Source organism: Enterococcus sp. C76 (genome assembly GCF_040886985.1).
Classification (GTDB): domain Bacteria; phylum Bacillota; class Bacilli; order Lactobacillales; family Enterococcaceae; genus Enterococcus_B; species Enterococcus_B lactis.
The window spans coordinates 136218-153161 of record NZ_JBFOEY010000001.1; the positions used below are offsets into that span (position 1 = coordinate 136218).

General features: G+C 39.0%; 18 protein-coding genes and 1 riboswitch. Of the genes, 13 read left to right on the top strand and 5 right to left on the bottom strand.

What is annotated here, in order from left to right; translation table 11 throughout:
- The first annotated feature begins 93 nt into the window (after positions 1–93).
- Genes AB3I00_RS00710 through AB3I00_RS00725 form a run of 4 tightly spaced genes read left to right on the top strand, consistent with a single transcriptional unit; the run spans position 94 to position 2687 of the window.
- Positions 94–573, top strand: a complete 480-nt coding sequence (locus AB3I00_RS00710; RefSeq protein WP_024635520.1) for a PTS sugar transporter subunit IIB — start codon at positions 94–96, stop codon at positions 571–573.
- A 12-nt stretch (positions 574–585) separates the two neighbouring features.
- Positions 586–1476, top strand: coding sequence for a PTS sugar transporter subunit IIC (locus AB3I00_RS00715; protein ID WP_002311317.1), 891 nt, complete (start codon positions 586–588; stop codon positions 1474–1476).
- On the top strand, positions 1463–2272 hold the full coding sequence (locus tag AB3I00_RS00720) for a PTS system mannose/fructose/sorbose family transporter subunit IID (RefSeq protein WP_002311319.1): 810 nt from the start codon (positions 1463–1465) through the stop codon (positions 2270–2272). Before AB3I00_RS00715 ends, AB3I00_RS00720 begins: the two co-directional genes overlap by 14 nt.
- A 13-nt stretch (positions 2273–2285) precedes the next feature.
- Positions 2286–2687 carry a PTS sugar transporter subunit IIA gene (locus AB3I00_RS00725; protein ID WP_368024597.1) on the top strand — a complete coding sequence of 134 codons (402 nt, stop codon included), beginning with the start codon at positions 2286–2288 and terminating at the stop codon, positions 2685–2687.
- Between the two features lie 45 nt (positions 2688–2732).
- Here AB3I00_RS00725 and yidC read toward each other — a convergent pair whose 3' ends face one another.
- Together yidC and AB3I00_RS00735 are read right to left on the bottom strand one after the other, a co-directional pair.
- The gene (gene yidC / locus AB3I00_RS00730; protein WP_368024598.1) at positions 2733–3683 is read right to left on the bottom strand and encodes a membrane protein insertase YidC; all 951 of its coding nucleotides are present in this window, start codon (positions 3681–3683) and stop codon (positions 2733–2735) included.
- A 677-nt stretch (positions 3684–4360) separates the two neighbouring features.
- Positions 4361–4636, bottom strand: a complete 276-nt coding sequence (locus AB3I00_RS00735) for an acylphosphatase (RefSeq protein ID WP_002289551.1) — start codon at positions 4634–4636, stop codon at positions 4361–4363.
- Between the two features lie 107 nt (positions 4637–4743).
- Between AB3I00_RS00735 and AB3I00_RS00740 the strand changes: the two genes are divergently transcribed.
- From AB3I00_RS00740 to AB3I00_RS00755, 4 genes are all read left to right on the top strand, one after another.
- Positions 4744–5508 (top strand): RNA methyltransferase, encoded by a 765-nt coding sequence (locus AB3I00_RS00740; protein WP_024635517.1) that lies wholly within the window; start codon positions 4744–4746, stop codon positions 5506–5508.
- Between the two features lie 122 nt (positions 5509–5630).
- The gene (locus tag AB3I00_RS00745) at positions 5631–6134 is read left to right on the top strand and encodes an HD domain-containing protein (protein ID WP_002291751.1); all 504 of its coding nucleotides are present in this window, start codon (positions 5631–5633) and stop codon (positions 6132–6134) included.
- Between the two features lie 275 nt (positions 6135–6409).
- The gene (locus AB3I00_RS00750; protein ID WP_368024599.1) at positions 6410–7057 is read left to right on the top strand and encodes a FusB/FusC family EF-G-binding protein; all 648 of its coding nucleotides are present in this window, start codon (positions 6410–6412) and stop codon (positions 7055–7057) included.
- A 41-nt stretch (positions 7058–7098) separates the two neighbouring features.
- A riboswitch (Fluoride riboswitch) is annotated at positions 7099–7165 on the top strand.
- A 54-nt stretch (positions 7166–7219) separates the two neighbouring features.
- On the top strand, positions 7220–8488 hold the full coding sequence (locus tag AB3I00_RS00755; RefSeq protein WP_368024600.1) for a voltage-gated chloride channel family protein: 1269 nt from the start codon (positions 7220–7222) through the stop codon (positions 8486–8488).
- Between the two features lie 26 nt (positions 8489–8514).
- Here the strand turns inward: AB3I00_RS00755 and AB3I00_RS00760 are convergent, their stop codons facing one another.
- The 3 genes from AB3I00_RS00760 to AB3I00_RS00770 form a co-directional block, all read right to left on the bottom strand.
- A complete protein-coding gene (locus AB3I00_RS00760; RefSeq protein WP_086309837.1) occupies positions 8515–9714 on the bottom strand; it encodes a YdcF family protein in 1200 nt (399 codons plus the stop codon).
- A gap of 120 nt (positions 9715–9834) precedes the next feature.
- Complete coding sequence (locus AB3I00_RS00765) at positions 9835–11142, bottom strand: serine hydrolase (protein WP_368024601.1); 1308 nt, start codon at positions 11140–11142, stop codon at positions 9835–9837.
- Between the two features lie 117 nt (positions 11143–11259).
- Positions 11260–11382: a hypothetical protein gene (locus tag AB3I00_RS00770; RefSeq protein WP_002294875.1), complete on the bottom strand. Its 123-nt coding sequence runs from the start codon at positions 11380–11382 to the stop codon at positions 11260–11262.
- 232 nt (positions 11383–11614) lie between these two features.
- On the opposite strand from AB3I00_RS00770, the gene AB3I00_RS00775 reads away from it, so the two are divergent.
- The 5 genes from AB3I00_RS00775 (at position 11615) to AB3I00_RS00795 (ending at position 16934) form a co-directional block, all read left to right on the top strand.
- Positions 11615–12733 carry a hypothetical protein gene (locus tag AB3I00_RS00775; protein WP_016628963.1) on the top strand — a complete coding sequence of 373 codons (1119 nt, stop codon included), beginning with the start codon at positions 11615–11617 and terminating at the stop codon, positions 12731–12733.
- Positions 12734–13024: 291 nt separating this feature from the next.
- Positions 13025–13345 (top strand): hypothetical protein, encoded by a 321-nt coding sequence (locus tag AB3I00_RS00780; protein WP_002291761.1) that lies wholly within the window; start codon positions 13025–13027, stop codon positions 13343–13345.
- Positions 13346–13347: 2 nt separating this feature from the next.
- The gene (locus AB3I00_RS00785; RefSeq protein WP_002291763.1) at positions 13348–13512 is read left to right on the top strand and encodes a hypothetical protein; all 165 of its coding nucleotides are present in this window, start codon (positions 13348–13350) and stop codon (positions 13510–13512) included.
- A 285-nt stretch (positions 13513–13797) separates the two neighbouring features.
- Entirely contained in the window at positions 13798–13998 is a 201-nt protein-coding gene (locus AB3I00_RS00790; protein ID WP_002288762.1) for a cold-shock protein, read from the top strand.
- Positions 13999–14144: 146 nt separating this feature from the next.
- On the top strand, positions 14145–16934 hold the full coding sequence (locus tag AB3I00_RS00795) for a helicase C-terminal domain-containing protein (RefSeq protein ID WP_368024602.1): 2790 nt from the start codon (positions 14145–14147) through the stop codon (positions 16932–16934).
- Positions 16935–16944 lie beyond the last annotated feature (10 nt).

Here is a 16944-nt window from a genome sequence, read left to right on the forward strand (position 1 = left end):
TGAAAACGTTATCTTTGAAACAGAAGAGATATTTGATGATGTCACAGATTTAATTAAACAACCAATAGAAAAAATAGATGAGGAGAATGCATGATGGCAATTATTGGTGTAAGAATTGATGGACGTTTGATACATGGACAAGTAGCAAATCTTTGGACAACGAAGCTGAATATTAGTCGAATCATGGTCGTGGATGATGAGGTAGCCACAAACACAATTGAAAAAAGTGGATTGAAGTTAGCGACTCCAGCAGGGGTAAAATTAAGCATTTTGCCAATCGAAAAAGCAGCAACAAATATTTTAGCTGGCAAATATGACTCTCAACGAGTATTGATCGTAGCAAAAAAGCCAGATCGAATTTTATCTTTAGTAGAAAAAGGAGTTCCTATCAAAGAAGTAAATGTGGGGAATATGTCACAAACGAATGAAACACGGTCCATTACAAAATCAATCAATGTGGTAGATGCAGATATCGAAGTATTTAAAAAATTAGATCAACTTGGTATACATTTAATTGCTCAAATGGTACCAAACGATAAAGCAGAAGACTTTATGAATCTTTTAATCAAATAGGAGGAATGATCCATGGATATTCAATGGTGGCAGATCTTATTATTAACACTATATGCAGGTTATCAAATTTTAGATGAATTACAGATCTATTCTTCAATGAGTGCGCCAGTGTTTGCAGGGTTATATGCAGGTTTAGTAATGGGTGATTTAAACGCAGGTTTGATTATTGGTGGCAGCATGCAGTTGACAGTTTTAGGAGTGGGGACGTTTGGAGGTGCATCAAAAATAGATGCCAACTCTGGGACGATTTTAGCAACTGCCTTCTCGATTTCTCTTGGAATGAATCCAGAACAAGCGATTGCTGCTATTGCAGTGCCTGTAGCAAGCTTAATGATCCAATTGGATATTTTAGCTAGATTCGCTAACACATACTTTGCCCATCGTATTGACCGTCACGTAGAAGACATGAATTATCAAGCAATCGAACGCAATTTCTTAATGGGAGCTTTACCTTGGTCGCTCTCTCGTATGATACCTGTATTTTTAGCTTTAGCATTTGGTGGTGGATTAGTTGAAAATGTTGTTTCTGTTTTAAACGGGAATCTAAAATGGCTAGGCGATGGACTTTCAGTAGCAGGAGCTGTTTTACCAGCTGTTGGGTTTGCCATTCTTCTGCGCTATTTACCAGTAAAAAAACATCTATCTTATCTTATTTTAGGATTTACGATCACAGCATTATTAGCAACGTTATTCTCTAATGTTCAATTATTAGGAACAAGTGTGGCAAGCGTTGTTAAAGATCTTCCGGCAACTTTCAATTCGCTGCCGATGCTTGCTGTAGCATTGATTGGTCTAGCACTAGCAATGATCAGTTATAAGAATGATCAAAACAAAGACCATCAACCATTAGCTAGTGAGCCATCACATTCTGTTGAGGGGGAAATCGAAGATGACGAAATCTAATTACAAATTAACAAAAGAAGATTTTAAGCAAATCAATCGAAGAAGTTTGTTCACTTTTCAATTAGGTTGGAACTATGAGAGAATGCAGGGTTCTGGCTATTTATATACTATCTTGCCACAACTAAGAAAAATATATGGAGACAATACACCAGAATTAAAAGAGATGATGAAAACACATACGCAATTTTTTAATACTTCTAATTTTTTTAATACAATCATTACTGGGATTGATCTTGCAATGGAAGAAAAAGAGGGAATTGCTTCAAAGGAAACCGTATCGGGGCTGAAAGCTGGATTGATGGGTTCCTTTGCAGCGATTGGAGATTCCGTATTTGCTGCTTTGATTCCAACGATTTTTGGGGCTTTGGCGGCGAATATGGCAACTGATGGAAATCCGATAGGTGTGTTTATATGGATTTTTGCTCAGATCGTTGTCATGGTTTTTCGTTGGAAGCAACTTGAATTTGCATACAAAGAAGGAATTTCCTTAGTTACTACTATGCAATCTCGCTTAACTGCATTAACGGACGCAGCCACTTTATTAGGGGTATTCATGGTAGGGGCATTAGTTGCGACAATGATCAATGTTAAATTTTCATGGGCACCAACGATTGGCGATGTGACATTGAATATGCAAAACTATATCGATATGATCTTACCTAAAATTTTACCTGCTGGGATCGTCGGTGGTGTTTATTGGTTATTAGGAAAGAAAAACATGACTCCTACTCGAGCGATTTTTATCGTATTAATTGTGTGTGTTGCTTTATCTGCATTGGGTGTGATTTCGAAATAAGGGAGAGCGAAAAATGAGTAGACAATTGGTATTGATTAGTCACGGAAAATTTTGTGAGGAATTGAAAAAAAGTACAGAAATGATCATGGGGCCTCAAGAGGATATCTACACGTTACCTTTATTACCAGAAGATGGCACTGAAACATACAAACAAAGGTTTCTCACTGTCACAGATTCGTTAAATGATTTTGTGGTACTATGCGATCTTTTAGGCGGTACACCTGCAAATATCATTTCTAAACTAATAATGGAAGGACAACAGATTACTCTTTATGCTGGGATGAATCTTCCGATGGTCATTGAATTTATCAACTCACAAATGATTGGTTCAGAGCCCGAGTTTGTTCGTGCAGGATGTGAAAGCATTGTCTCTGTCAACGAATTAATTAATGGAATAGCAGAAGAGGAAGAGTAACAAAAAAGATGAGGGCTTAGCTCTCATCTTTTTTGTCCTATGTTTTTATTTCCGCTTCTGCTGCTTTCCTGCGTTGCGGCCTTTGTTGTTTGTACTGTTTTTGGGTTGCTTGATTTGTTTGGTTGCTTGTTTGCTGTCAGCTGGTTTAGCTGATTCTGTCACATCTTTTCTTGGAGTGACGACTTGTTTTGGTGGGGTTTGTTTCAACTCTTCTGCCACTTGTGCTTTCAAACGTGGTTTCATCATAACGTTTGTGATGAATGTTTGCAGACAGCTGAACACACCACCGACTACCCAGTAAAGTGTAACACCGGCTGGCGCACTGATCGACATGAAGACGATCATAGCAGGAGAGACGATCAGCATCGTACGCATCGTCTTTTTCTGTTCTTCAGGAATACCGATCGTTGAGATATATCCTTGAAGCAGATAAGCGACCCCTGCAATGGCAACAAGCACCATACTTGGTGAGCCTAGATCGATGCCGTAGAAAGATGATTCCCGAATACCTTCTGTATAACGTGCCGTAAAGTACAAGGCAGAGAAGATCGGCATTTGGATCAATAGAGGCAGACAGCCGATTCCGCCGGTCATACTCAATCCGTTTTCGCGGTATACTTGCTGCATTTCTGCTTGTGCCGCCATTTGTTCTTCACGTGTTGTTGCAGCTTTCAATTTTTGTTGGGCTGCTTCAACTTGTGGTTTTAACGCTTGCATTTTTTCAGATTGGATCATTGTTTTTTTCGATTGACTAATACCTAGTGGCAAGATGATGATACGGACGATCACAGTCATTGCAATAACTGCCCAGCCATAAGACCAATTGAAATTCTCAACTAGATATGTAATCGCTTGGCCCATAGGATGGACGAGTACTCGATAAACGATTCCCGAAGTGTCAGGGTTTCCGTTTGAATCCATCCGCACACAGCCAGATAAAAAGAGCAGGATACTGACAAGTCCGGATCCCAATAACCAGTTTTTCCATTTATTCATAGAATACTTCCTCTTCTATAATTTTTACACAAACTTAACTATACTAAAAAAGCGCATGGAATTCAATCAACTTCATAGAAATTTCATATAAATATTCGTTCTTTTACGTAGCGAAAAATTTTGAAAAAAAGACAAAAAATCAAGAAAGAAATACTAGGAAAAAGTAGGATGATTCCAAGTGTTTCTTTCTTATTTTAATAAACTAAAAACTTTTTTGTTCTGCCCGAAAAGCGGAGTCAAATGAACTCACTGCAAGTGATAGATCAGCTTTTTCACTGCTGTCCTTAATCCTTGAGGCAAAGCGCCTCAAAAACAACCTTATCGACGGTGTTCAAAAGTCAGTTTCTCGGTATTAAGTCAAATTTTATGCAAAAATGTGGAAAGCCATTTTCACAAAATTCTCCTTACTACTCAAAACTAAGCGACTTTTTCACAACCTTATCGACGGTGTTCAAAAGCTTGCATCTACGGCATTAAGTCCAGCCTGTTGAAAAATATGGAGAGCTATTTTTCACAACCTGTCCTTAATGCTTGATGCAGACCAGCTTTTTCACAACCTTATCGACGGTGTTTTATCAGCTGCCTCTCGGTATTAAGTCATTACATTTCAAAATATGAGAAGCTATTTTGAAAATGTTTCTCCTTAATACTCGAGGCAAAGCGCCTCAAAAACAACCTTATCCCACCACATCAAATTTCTTTCGTTCCTCAATCATCGGGTCTTCTTGGACATCCACATACTGCACTCGTCCACTTGGGCTCGGTGATTTCTTGACTTCTTCAATAAATTTCTGGATGATGTCGTCATTGCCGATTGCTTCGATCGTGACTGAGCCGTCATCTTCGTTTTTTACCGTTCCAGTCACGCCTAGTTGATCAGCAACCATCTTGGTCATGTAGCGAAATCCTACGCCTTGGACGCGTCCTTGGACGTTCATTTTAACTTTGCGCATATTCGTCACCTTTCTTTCCTATTTTATAAATTAATGATACCGATTTTTTTAGGATGAAACAAGCTCAAGCACCTATTCCGTGATATAATCATGGGGAGGTGAGGAATGTGAAAGAGATCCAATCAGCAAAAAATCCAAGAATCAAAGAATTAAAAAAACTACATAAAAAAAAATATCGGGAAGAAAAGGAAGAATATCTTTTGGAAGGGTTCCATCTGATTGAAGAGGCTGCGTCGTCTGATGCAGAAATAAAAGAACTTTTTGTGACACAGCGAGGCAGGAAAGAATGGGGAGACTGGCTGGCCGCAAACAAAGGGATTTCTACTTTTCTAGTTTCGGACGAGGTCATGGATGCTGTATCGGATCTACCTACACCACAAGGAATCTTAGCAGTGATGGCGTTAACGGCTGAAGGCGCGCCAGATTTTTCAGGAGGTTGGCTGTTATTAGATAATGTACAAGATCCTGGAAATGTAGGGACGATGATCCGTACGGCAGATGCATTTGATATGGCTGGTGTTTTATTAGGTAAAGGAACGGCAGATATTTATAGTACAAAGGTGCTGCGGAGCATGCAGGGAAGCAATTATCATTTGCCTGTGTTGCAAAAAGATTTGACAGAAGTGATCCCTTTAATGAAAGACAAAGGGTTCACAGTGTATGGCACAGAATTAAATGAAGAAGCACACGCATTAGACAAAGTAGAAAAATCAGATAACTTCGCAATAATCATGGGGAATGAAGGTCAGGGGGTAAGTCAGGAAATCTTGTCTCTGACTGACCAGAACGTATATATCCCGATGAAAGGAAATGCGGAATCGTTGAATGTTGGGGTTGCGGCAGGGATTGTTCTTTATCATTTTTCTTTATGATTAAGGAACTATTAAGCTTTGGCTATTTTATCCAAGGCGACTAGAATAATCCGAACACTGGTGGTATACTTAGATCAATTTCAGAAGAAAATGAAATTCAAAAAGGTGGCAGATCGATAATTATGACAGAAAAATGGCGTGAAGACGAAGAATATATGTCTTATGTAGAAGATCTTTTAGAAACAGAAGCAGTGAAAAAATTAGCGAATTACACACAGCATGTTCATTCCACTCGTTTGGAGCATTCCATCAGTGTTTCTTACTATAGTTATCTGCTCGCAAAAAAATGGGGTGGCAATGCTAAAGCAACAGCGCGTGCTGGACTTTTGCATGATCTGTTCTACTATGATTGGCGTACGACGAAATTCGATGAAGGTACACATGCGTATATCCATCCAAGAATCGCTGTAAAGAATGCAGAAAAGATCACCGAATTGTCGGATCTTGAGCGAGATATCATTTTGAAGCACATGTGGGGCGCAACGATTGCACCGCCTAAGTACAAAGAAGGATATATCGTAACATTCGTAGACAAATACTGCGCAGTCAAAGAAGCCGCTCAGCCTATGTCAGCAAGTATGCGTAAGAGATGGCAACGTTACTTTGGAAAAGAATCCTCGATTTAAAAAGTAAAACCAATAATAGCCCATATTCCGAGAAAATCTAGCCGATTTTCTCGGTTTTTTCTGTTTGCAGTTGACTATCTAGTCAAGATACGGTTTACTTTTATTTATCGAATGAATCATGTACATAGAAGAATAAACATTAAAGGGGGTGATGATAAGATGCAAAACGTATCTTATTTAAAAGAGTCCGGGATCTTCAGGTAACACATACTTTGCAGAAGATCACTTTTTTCTACAAAGTATGCACTTTGGTTAGAAGAAAGGACTTTAAAATCATGGAACAAACAATGAAACCATATCAATATTTTTTTATAAAAAGAGAAGTTGATCAGTTATTAAATGCGTACTCATCTGTCAATGACCCAAAAACGGTACAAACGGTTCAGGCTCTAGCAGCTGAAAAGATTCGCGATGTATTAGGTTACGAACCACCAGAAATCGATACGTTTTTAACGACAGTTTTAGATGTAAAACTAACAAAAACGCAAGCAGAACGAGCATTGGAGGAGCTGAAGCGAATCGTCCAGCCGTTTATGCAGCCGAGCAAACCACAAATCGAGAAATTATTCCGAAAAGTGAAAAAGCTCAAACAACCAACTTGGAATGAAATAGACTTACAAGAACATACGTACATCGGTTGGAATGATCCAGGGACGCAAAAAAAATTCATGGTCTATTACGAAGATGGAAAATTAAAAGGGATCAGCGGTACTTTATCACCAACGATTAATAAGGGAATCTGTGCAATCTGTCAGAAAACATCGAATGTCTCGCTCTTTCTTTCTACAACGAAAGCCGGTTCTGATGGCACGTATACGAAAAAGGGGAATTATATTTGTCATGATAGTGACCAATGTAATCAACAGTTAACGAAATTGGCTCCTTTCTATGAATTTGCTGAACGTGTAAAGAAAGAACGATAATTTTATTGTTTTTTACAGAAAAATATGCTATCTTTTAATGGAAGTGAATAGGTGATGGTGTTCGCCTTTAAATGCTAACGTAAGATAGCTAATGACGCCTACTAAAGTCTGGGGACAGCCCCTTTCTTTAGTAGGCGTTTTTTTATTGAGGAGGAATTTTTTATGGAAAAACAATTACCGAGTCCAGTGCGTATTTTGATGTACATGCTGAAGTGGCTGGTAATCACAGCGATTCTGGGAGTATTCATGGGGAGCTTGTCTGCTTTTTTCTTAAATAGCCTGACGTTCGTGACAGATATCCGACTAGCACATCCTTGGCTCCTTTATCTATTGCCAGTCAGCGGCGCGCTTTTTGCTTATCTTTATGCGTATCATGGCGGTCTTTCTAGTCGTGGGAATAACTTAGTGATCGATCAAGGGAATGGAGGAGAAGAAAAGATCCCTTTGCGGCTCATTCCATTGACCTTGTTTGGAACCATCACTACCCATTTATTTGGGGGATCTGTTGGTCGTGAAGGAACAGCAGTCCAAATGGGGGGAGCGTTAGCAGATAATACAGCACGTTTGTTCCGATTGGATAAATCAGAACGGGAAATCTTGATTATCAGTGGAATCAGTGCGGGTTTCAGTTCTGTATTTGGCACACCTTTAGCCGGAACATTGTTTGGATTAGAAGTGTTGGCAATCGGGAAAGTCCGAACAGAAGCAATCTTCCCTAGCTTCTTTGCTGCACTGTTTGCAAATTTCATGACGGAAAGCTATGGTGTTTCTCATCTACATTACCAAATGGGTGTGATTCCTGAATGGAGTATGTTGCTGTTCTTCAAAGTTTTTGTTGCTGGGATTGCTTTTGGTTTGATTGGTTGGGTATTCAGCCGTTCGATCGTCTTTTTAAAAGCACGGTATGCGCAATGGATTCCTCATCCTGTTTGGCGAAATACGATAGGTGGAGCAGTAGTTGTAGCCGCAGCGTTGATTTTGCAAACACAACGTTACCTTGGGTTGAGTCTTCCGTTACTGCAGGAATCATTTAATGGACAGGCACATGCTTATGATTTTATTGGGAAATTATTCTTCACAGTCTTGTCTTTAGGTGCAGGGTACCAAGGGGGAGAAGTGACACCACTGTTTGAGATTGGTGCAACGCTTGGCGCAGCACTAGCACCTTTGCTCCATGTTTCTGTTCCTTTTCTTGCTGGATTGGGTTTTATCGGGGTATTTTCTGGTGCGACAAATACACCAATTGCCTGTTTTGTGATGGGAATCGAATTATTTGGTTCACAAGCTGCTGTTTACTTCTTTATGATCTGCTTGATCAGCTTTATGTGTTCAGGGAATAGCGGTATTTATTCTGCACAGCAAGTAGCCGTCAAAAAAGGAATACTATTCTTGCCAATCGTCAAGAGAATAAAAGAAAAAAACAAGGTGTGACATATGTTTTGTCACACCTTGTTTTTTTAGAAAAGTAAAGTGATCAGTGATAAGAATGCGGAACCTGCGAAAAGCAATCCGCAAATGATCATGTGTCTTTTTTTGTTCATCATCAAGATGGCGATGTATTCTCTTAAAAATGCGTTAGGCAAGTAATAGAAAGCTGTTTTTGCCCCAATACCATTTGCCTTCAGTTTCGCTTGTCGTGCATAGAGACCAGCTCTGAAAATGTGGTAATTGTTAGAACTGAAGATCGCGCGATAAGGACCTTTCATTTGCTGATCCATGATTTCCTTTGAATAGCGCATATTCTCCAAAGTGGTTGTCGAATTGGTTTCGACAAGAATATCTCTTTCAGGAATTCCTTGTTCCATGGCATATTGTTTCATCGCAATTGCTTCTGGTACTTTTTCGTCTGCTCCCTGTCCACCCGACATTAATAAGATAGGCGGATTTAATGTTGCACGGCTTTGTGCCCAATAAAAAGCAATCGCCTTATTGATTCGCTTGGCAAGAAGAGGAGAAACTGTTTCTCCATTGATCAACCCAGCGCCTAACACAACGATGAAGTCTTGATTGTATCGAGGGCGGTTGAACTGATACAAGAATGAGACAGTCAAAAAGTTGTAGAATACGATAAATAGATAGATCAAGATCAATGGAATGCAGAAAAACAAAGCATTTATCCATTGCGGCAAATATTTTAACAAGAAAAAGTCAAAAATAAGAAACAATGTAAGAAAAATGGCTAGTATCAACGTTAAAAGATTAGCTAATGAATGTGACTCTCTACGTAAAACTGTGACACCGTTCCAAAAAAGAAAAACGATCAATCCATAAATGCCGAATAGAAAGACAAGCAGTAACGGGATCGTGATCAAGGCAATCAGTCCGCCAAGAAAAATATTTTGTGTTTCGTATAGCAAGACAAACAAGTAGATACCGAAACTAATGAGGAAAACATTGAATAAAAGACCATTCAGCAGCCTTCGCTTTTCTGAAAAATAGGAAAAGGCAAAGATACTGAAAAACACTAAGGGAATCAAAAAATAAAAGGTCGAATAAAAAATTTCCAACACGACAAAATAAGTCAAGATTACCGCAAATGTCCATGTACTGCTGTAAAAGAACAAGGAAGGATCCTTTTTCTGTTTTCGCCAATAAACGATGGAGAATACCCCAATAAGATAGAGAACCAAAAAAATCAGATCTCTGGTTAGATTCATAAATTCAACTCCTTTTTCTTATACAGTATAACGAAAATAGATGAAAAAAGCTGTTATTTAAACTAGAAAAAGCAAAAAAACATCTTCCACACGGAAAGATGCTTTTTTCTTTTTGTTCAATTAAAACAAGTTGCCGAAAAATTCTGCGACACGTCGCCAGCCAATAACGAAAATATTTGCTTTTTCTACGGTTTTATCCGTGATGATTTCTGTGGATGGCGCGTTGTTGTCTTCTAGATAACCTAATTTATCCTCTGCCAAGGTGATCGTTGCGGTACCGATTTTTGTTCCTTTATCCATAGGTGCTTGGATCTCATTGTCAGTGACTTGCTTTTTGTCAAGAGTTGGTGTGATTGTTAATTTTCCAGTATCCATATCGTTCCGTACCCATACTTTTACAGGACTTTTAAGCACAACGGGCACTGTTGATTCTTTTCCGTCTTTTACATCAATGGTTTTTAGACTAGGGATACTTGCATTGGCTTTTCCAAGCTCTTTTTCTGACCAATTGTCGTAGCAATAATCCATTAAGCGGGCTGTTTCATTGAAACGGGCACTTGGGTTTTCCGCATGGCCGTCTGCATTCAATACGACAGTGATGATCCGTTGATCGTTTTTAGTGATCGTACCGACGAAACAGGCACCTGCAAGCTCAGTCGTACCAGTTTTTAATCCGTCCACGCCTTCTTTATAATTCACGAATCCTGGGAGCATCCAGTTCCAGTTGACCATTTCCACTGGTGATTGCGTGTTTTCGCCAAACATTTGTGTCGTAGTGCTAGATACGTCCAGTATTTCTGGAAAATCCAAGATCAAATGACGGGCCACGATGGCCACATCTTGAGCAGACATTTGATTTTCGTCGTTTTCTCCAGTACCTTCTGGTCGGTTTTCGCCAAGATAAGAGTTATTCAGTCCTGATGCATTAACGATCGTTGCATCTTTGATTCCCCAATCTTTCAATTGTTCTTTCATTCGTTCAGTGAATTTTGCTTCGCTGCCAGCAATTTTTTCTGCCAAGGCAACCATTGAAGCGTTGGCTGACTGGATGATTGCAGAGTCGAATAATTCTTTAACAGTGTAGGTATTTTCTTTATGCAAAGGAACATTTGATAAATCTGGGGTGATACTTAAATTTTCTGCATAATCTGAAATCGAAACTTTATCATCCCATGATAGTTTCCCTTCTTTTACTTGATCAAGGACGATGTAAAGACCGATGATTTTTGTGATTGAAGCGATCCCCATGGTTTTTTCTCCATCTTGATCATAAAGAATCTTACCGCTTTGCGCATCTACAGCAAAGGCTGCTTTTGCATTTACTTTGAAAGTATCTTCAGCTTGCACAGCAACAGCTGGTAGAAAAGAAGCAAGGCAAAGAATGAGACTAGCCAATAATAGGACTAGACGTGTTTTTTTTATGGACATATCCGATCTCCTTGTATTTAATTTGTTTCGCTACAAATTAAAATTTTATCAGAGAGGGAAGAGAGTTTCAATGTTTCTGAAAAAAACTTTAGGATAAGAACGCGCGTTATGAAAAGGTTAGCGGTCATTTTTTCGTACTTTTATAGGAACAGGCTGTGTTTCCGCCTCTAATAAGCGGGAAGCGCTGAAAGCAAATAAGCTGATGATACTTAATAAACTAAAAATCATAATCAAATGCATAAGGTCCACCTCTTTTATTCTTTTTCTTAGTCTAACAGCCTTTCATGAAGAATAGTTGAAGACTGTGCCTAAAAAATTGAGGAAAGTATGAAGATAACTTAAAAAAATTGCAAAATACCCAACTGAAGAAACCGTTTTATTTTTTTAGATACGTTTTATTGTATGGAAAAATAGTGTTGTGGTAGACTTTAGATAGACACAAAGGAATGATTTTTTTAGGAGGGGTACGTTTATGGCAAAAAAGGATAAAGAACTATTGTCACAATTGACTTCAGAAGGCGCTAAAGGACCGTTCGTCACGATCATGCTGAATACGCATGTCGCACATCAAGATGTGGAAAAAGATCAAATCAAATTCAAAAATTTTGCAAAAGAAGCAAAGAAACGTTTTGAAAAAAAATATTCCGAGCATGACTGGTCCCCGTTCCAAGAAAAAATTGAAAATTTGTTAGGAGATCCTTCGTTCTGGCGTAGTGCAACTACGAGTGTAGCGGTCATTATAACTGCTGATCAAACCTATATCCATCGTTTGAGTATCCCGGTAGACGATCAATATTATGTAAGTGATCTTCCTTATTTACTGGCCATTATCAAAAATGGACAGTTCAACTATTCCTATTATCTGTTGGGATTGAACCGCGACTCCATGAAATTGTATGAAGTCAGCAACAAACAAGTAAAAGAAGTATCTCTACCAGAAGGGGCACCGGTTGATGTCGTTACTGCATTGGGATCTGAACTGACAGGTGGCGGTTTGAACTTCTCTTCTAATGGAGGGGGCGGTGCCCGAGATGGCGTGACTTTCCATGGCGTGAATCCAAAAGATGAAGAAGTAGAGATCGATTGGGTCAACTATTACCAAGCAGTTGATACGTACTTGAAGGATTCTTTCGAAAATCCTGAACAATGGCCGATTTATTTATTCGCTCTACCAGAAAATCAGACGATGTTCAAAAAAATCGCCAAAAATCCTTACTATTGTGCAGACGTTGCGATTTCTGCTTCTCCATCACAACTATCCTTTAGAGATATTGAAGAAGGAGCGAAGAAGCTGTCAAGTGAACTAGCAGCCCAAGAATCAAAAGAGTACAATAAACTTTTAGATAAAAAATTCATTGATCAGTTAGTTGATATCGTTCCAGCTGCGAAAGAAGGAAAAGTATCCCATTTGTTTATCGCTACGTCAAACTTAGCTGATGGTTTCGGAGAAGATCCTGAAACAGAATATGATCGGCGTCAAGTGCTGAATGCTTTGGCAGACGATGTGATTATTAATGGTGGGAAAGTGTTTATTTTGGATCAAAAAGATGCGCCAGATGAAAAGAGTCTGACAGCGATTCTTCGTTATTAAAAGAGGCTGTGAAATCAGTGTTTTGACCTGAGTATTAGAGAGAAAAAGCTGTTCTGCATCAAGAAATAAGAAGAGATTTACGAAAATTATTTCTCAAATTTTTGTGAAATTTCGGCTTATTTCCGAAGAAGTTACTTCTGGAACATCGTTTATCAAGAGGTCGTGACATCGTCACGACCTCTTTTTTGACGATTATGATACAAAAAACACCATTTATGAATGAAATGCAAATAACGGTCGTTCTTGAGATATGATTTTAATTGGGAAAAACTTATCGATAAGGAGGTCTTTATGAAAAAAAGACTGTTATGGTGTTTGCTGTCTCTATCCCTAAGTTTAACAAGTCAACCAGTTTTTGCAGAAGAAACACAGCGTTCTCTAAGCACAGGCGCACGTATGTACAAAAATATTTATGCGCAGACATCAGCGTTTGATTCTGCGTTCCCTGAAACAGAAGAACGGGCTTTGCAGCCAAGGTTTGGTTATTTTTGGTATTGTCCGTCATGTGATTACGAAAGTTGCTGGCATTTCTTCCATTCAACAGCTGCAGCTTTTGCTGTTACCCATGCTCAGAAATATGATGGGCATCATCCTGTCATTTATGAGGTATAGGTATGAACAAAAAAGAAAAATTAATCTCGTTGATCGTATTGGTTTGTCTTGTTCTTCTGGTCACTGTCATAGGCTATCAGAAATACCATGAGAACATCAGACCTACTAAAGAGTCTTCCCCATCCTCAACCGTTGAAACAGAAACAATAAATAGTCAGACAGAATAATTTTTTTAGTTTAAAGAGGTGCAAAGGATCGAAAGAGGGGTATCTGAACAATAGAACGTTTGTCATTAAGAAAGTTCGGTTTTTCACTTGATGTAATCGCTGAGAAAACATTTTTTTATAAAAAAATATCGAAAAACTCTAGCGTTTTTGTAAACGGTATGATATACTGTAGAAGTAGTTTTTGTTCGGTAATCTGTGGTAGCTTGTTTCAAATAAACATCTTCCAGATATACACCATTCAAGTAATTGCAAAATATGTGTTGAAACACAAGGAGGATTTTTATTATGGAAACAGGTACAGTAAAATGGTTTAACTCAGAAAAAGGATTTGGATTCATCACTGCAGAAAACGGAAACGATGTATTCGTTCATTTCTCAGCTATCCAAGGCGACGGATTCAAAACTTTAGAAGAAGGCCAAGCAGTAACTTTCGACGTTGAAGAAGGTCAACGCGGACCTCAAGCAACAAACGTTACTAAAGCTTAATTCACCTATATTAAAAATAAAAGTCCAGACATTTATGTGTCTGGGCTTTTTTGTCTTTTTTTCCTTAAAAAGCGATGAGAGTATTTTTCTGCACTTTGTAGTATAATTTCAAAAGAACATTAGAGGCAGGAGAAGAGGAAGATATTTTGAAACCAAGAACTTATGCAGTCGTTGATATCGAGACGACTGGGACGAATCCAAAAGAAGATCGGATCATCCAATTTGGCTGCGTCATGATTGAAGCTGGTCGAATCACTTCACGTTTTTCGATCGATATTCATCCAGGGCGGAAGATTTCAAAACAAATCCAGCATTTAACAGGGATCACGAATCAACGCGTCCAAAAAGCGCCTTATTTTGAAGATGTCGCCCAAACGATTTACAATCTTTTGGCAGACACCATATTTGTCGCGCATAATATTTATTTTGATTATAATTTTTTGAACCATGAACTCATGCGATGTGGACTTCCTAGTTTGAAGATACCGGGCATCGATACCGTAGAACTTGCACAAATTTTCTTGCCGACGGAACCAAGTTTTCGCTTAGCTGATTTGTCAGAAAGCCTTGGCTTTATTCATGAGAATCCTCATCAGGCGGATAGTGATGCCGAAGTGACAGGTCAGCTTCTTTTACTGATCGAAGAACGAATGAGGAAATTGCCAATCATCACATTAGAGCAGATTGCACGATTGAGTAGCCATACAGGAATGGATACGAGTCGTTTCATTTACCACGTGCTTGAAGAAATGAAAGAAAACCCGGAGCCCCTTGATCTCTCATTAGAAATCATCGATGGGCTAGCTTTGCAGAAAAAAGAAGTGGAACTATTCACATCCGTCCATTATGGCGAGCGGACATATCCAAGAAAAAAACAAGCAAAAGAAAAAATGTTTGGTAAAACACTGATGTATCGAAAAGAACAGAACAGGCTGATGAATGCTGTCTACGACCATTTCACAAAAGATGAATCAAAAGATTTGATGATCGAAGCAGCTACAGGAATGGGCAAAACGATTGGTTATCTGTTGCCTTTGAGTTATTTGGCTACACCTGAAAAACCAGCTGTCATCAGCACCGTTTCGCTTGTTTTGCAGCAGCAGATCATGGAAAAAGACATTCCATTACTGAATCAATTGCTAGATCAGCCGATACAACCTGTGATTATCAAAAGCTATCGCCACTATATTGATTTACAGCGTTTTAAAGGTACACTTGTGGAACCGCTGGGACAAAAACAATATGCTTTGTACCAAATGGCTGTCTTAGTTTGGCTAACACAAACGAAGACCGGTGATTTGGATGAATTACATTTAACCAATCTGAACCATGCATTCTTTGCAGATGTCGCGCACAGAGGCACTGGGTTTTTAGCAAGGAATCAGTCGTTTTACAAACAAGACTTTGTGCGTTTCTTGCAAAAGAAAATCAAACAAAGCAATTTTTTGATAGTCAACCATGCATTTTTAGTACAAGAAACACAGCGAAAAGAACCATTGCTTCCAGCTAGTCCTTATTTGTTGATTGATGAAGTGCATCATTTGCCGGAAATTGCTGAAAAAGTAAATGACAAACGACTAAGTATTAACTACTTCCATAAACAAATCCAGCAACTGGAAGAGCCGAATCAGTTATTTGACCGCATACAAAGTTATTTGCCGAAGGAACATGAAGCCTTGCGCTGGTTGTCGATTTATCGAGAAGAACTCTCTGCACTATGCGAAGCGCAGATTTGTGTGGCAGAGGGATTAATGAACTTAGTAAGCAGCAAGCAGCCTAACGGACAATATCCAGAAGAAGTCATGATGACAAAAGAAATGTTGAATCAGCTGCCACTGGAATCTGGAACAGCAATGGATCATCTGCAACTTTTTTATCAAGAGATCCAACAACTACAATCACAGATGCGCTTGACTTTTGAGATTATCCAAGAAAGTTGGACCAACCAGATGCGGATCGATTTAGCAAGTTTATATAGCTTATTTGATCAATTAGACAAGCAATACTTGCTGATGGACCAATGGCTAGAAGACTGGCGAGATCATTTGATCCATTGGTTCGTTCCTGGGAATACAGCACAGCAGATGATTTTTCATCTCCATGATTTTCAAGCAGCTATGTTGCCGTCAACTGTGTGGTATCCTCGATATGACCATATTCTTTATATTGGAGGAACACTGAAGATCGGACCTAATCGACAGTATCTCTCTAAACGACTTGGCATTGAAGCAGCACCTCTTAAAGTGATTGCTTCTCCTTATGATTACGAGAAACAGGCAAGAATCTATGTGCCGAAAGAAGCACCTGCAGTCCATCAAGTCAGCAATCAAGCATATATCGATTATTTAGAAGCAGCACTCACAGGATTGATTGAACAAGAAGATCGGCCGATCCTTGTTTTATTCACTTCTCATGATGTTTTACAAAAGGTATATCAGAAAATGCATTTGTCTATGCTAGAAAAAGGACGTGAAATTCTTGCTCAAGGATTTGGCGGAAGTCGGGAAAAACTTTTGAAACGCTTCATTTTGTCAGAAAAAAGCGTCTTATTTGGTGCTGACAGCTTTTGGGAAGGTGTAGATTTACCTGGAGATGCTTTACAGATTGTTGTAGTCACACGTTTACCCTTCGACAACCCGTTACGTCCGATGGTCAAAGCTAGGAATGCTTATCTGGAATCAGAGGGGATCAATCCTTTTTATCAGGAATCCGTGCCTAAAGCAGCTTTGAAGTTACGCCAAGCATTAGGTCGTTTGATAAGGACGGAGACAGATCGTGGCGTATTACTTATTTTGGATCGGAGATTAGTCACTGCAAAATATGGTGCACGAATCATCCATGCATTACCGAAAAAAGTACCGATAAAAGAGCTAGCTATGGATGAAATCTATCAGGATATCCATGAATTCTTAAAGAAAAATGAAGAAGGAAGTTAATGGTGCCGTC

What these genes read in the sequence shown, in the direction of transcription:
- AB3I00_RS00780 (WP_002291761.1), top strand. Translation starts at nt 13,025, where the DNA reads ATGAAAAAAAGACTGTTATGGTGTTTGCTGTCTCTATCCCTAAGTTTA.
- AB3I00_RS00760 (WP_086309837.1), bottom strand. Translation starts at nt 9,714, where the DNA reads ATGAATCTAACCAGAGATCTGATTTTTTTGGTTCTCTATCTTATTGGG.
- AB3I00_RS00765 (WP_368024601.1), bottom strand. Translation starts at nt 11,142, where the DNA reads ATGTCCATAAAAAAAACACGTCTAGTCCTATTATTGGCTAGTCTCATT.
- AB3I00_RS00775 (WP_016628963.1), top strand. Translation starts at nt 11,615, where the DNA reads ATGGCAAAAAAGGATAAAGAACTATTGTCACAATTGACTTCAGAAGGC.
- AB3I00_RS00725 (WP_368024597.1), top strand. Translation starts at nt 2,286, where the DNA reads ATGAGTAGACAATTGGTATTGATTAGTCACGGAAAATTTTGTGAGGAA.
- AB3I00_RS00750 (WP_368024599.1), top strand. Translation starts at nt 6,410, where the DNA reads ATGGAACAAACAATGAAACCATATCAATATTTTTTTATAAAAAGAGAA.
- AB3I00_RS00735 (WP_002289551.1), bottom strand. Translation starts at nt 4,636, where the DNA reads ATGCGCAAAGTTAAAATGAACGTCCAAGGACGCGTCCAAGGCGTAGGA.
- AB3I00_RS00745 (WP_002291751.1), top strand. Translation starts at nt 5,631, where the DNA reads ATGACAGAAAAATGGCGTGAAGACGAAGAATATATGTCTTATGTAGAA.
- yidC (WP_368024598.1), bottom strand. Translation starts at nt 3,683, where the DNA reads ATGAATAAATGGAAAAACTGGTTATTGGGATCCGGACTTGTCAGTATC.
- AB3I00_RS00790 (WP_002288762.1), top strand. Translation starts at nt 13,798, where the DNA reads ATGGAAACAGGTACAGTAAAATGGTTTAACTCAGAAAAAGGATTTGGA.
- AB3I00_RS00755 (WP_368024600.1), top strand. Translation starts at nt 7,220, where the DNA reads ATGGAAAAACAATTACCGAGTCCAGTGCGTATTTTGATGTACATGCTG.
- AB3I00_RS00710 (WP_024635520.1), top strand. Translation starts at nt 94, where the DNA reads ATGGCAATTATTGGTGTAAGAATTGATGGACGTTTGATACATGGACAA.
- AB3I00_RS00715 (WP_002311317.1), top strand. Translation starts at nt 586, where the DNA reads ATGGATATTCAATGGTGGCAGATCTTATTATTAACACTATATGCAGGT.
- AB3I00_RS00770 (WP_002294875.1), bottom strand. Translation starts at nt 11,382, where the DNA reads ATGCATTTGATTATGATTTTTAGTTTATTAAGTATCATCAGCTTATTT.
- AB3I00_RS00720 (WP_002311319.1), top strand. Translation starts at nt 1,463, where the DNA reads ATGACGAAATCTAATTACAAATTAACAAAAGAAGATTTTAAGCAAATC.
- AB3I00_RS00785 (WP_002291763.1), top strand. Translation starts at nt 13,348, where the DNA reads ATGAACAAAAAAGAAAAATTAATCTCGTTGATCGTATTGGTTTGTCTT.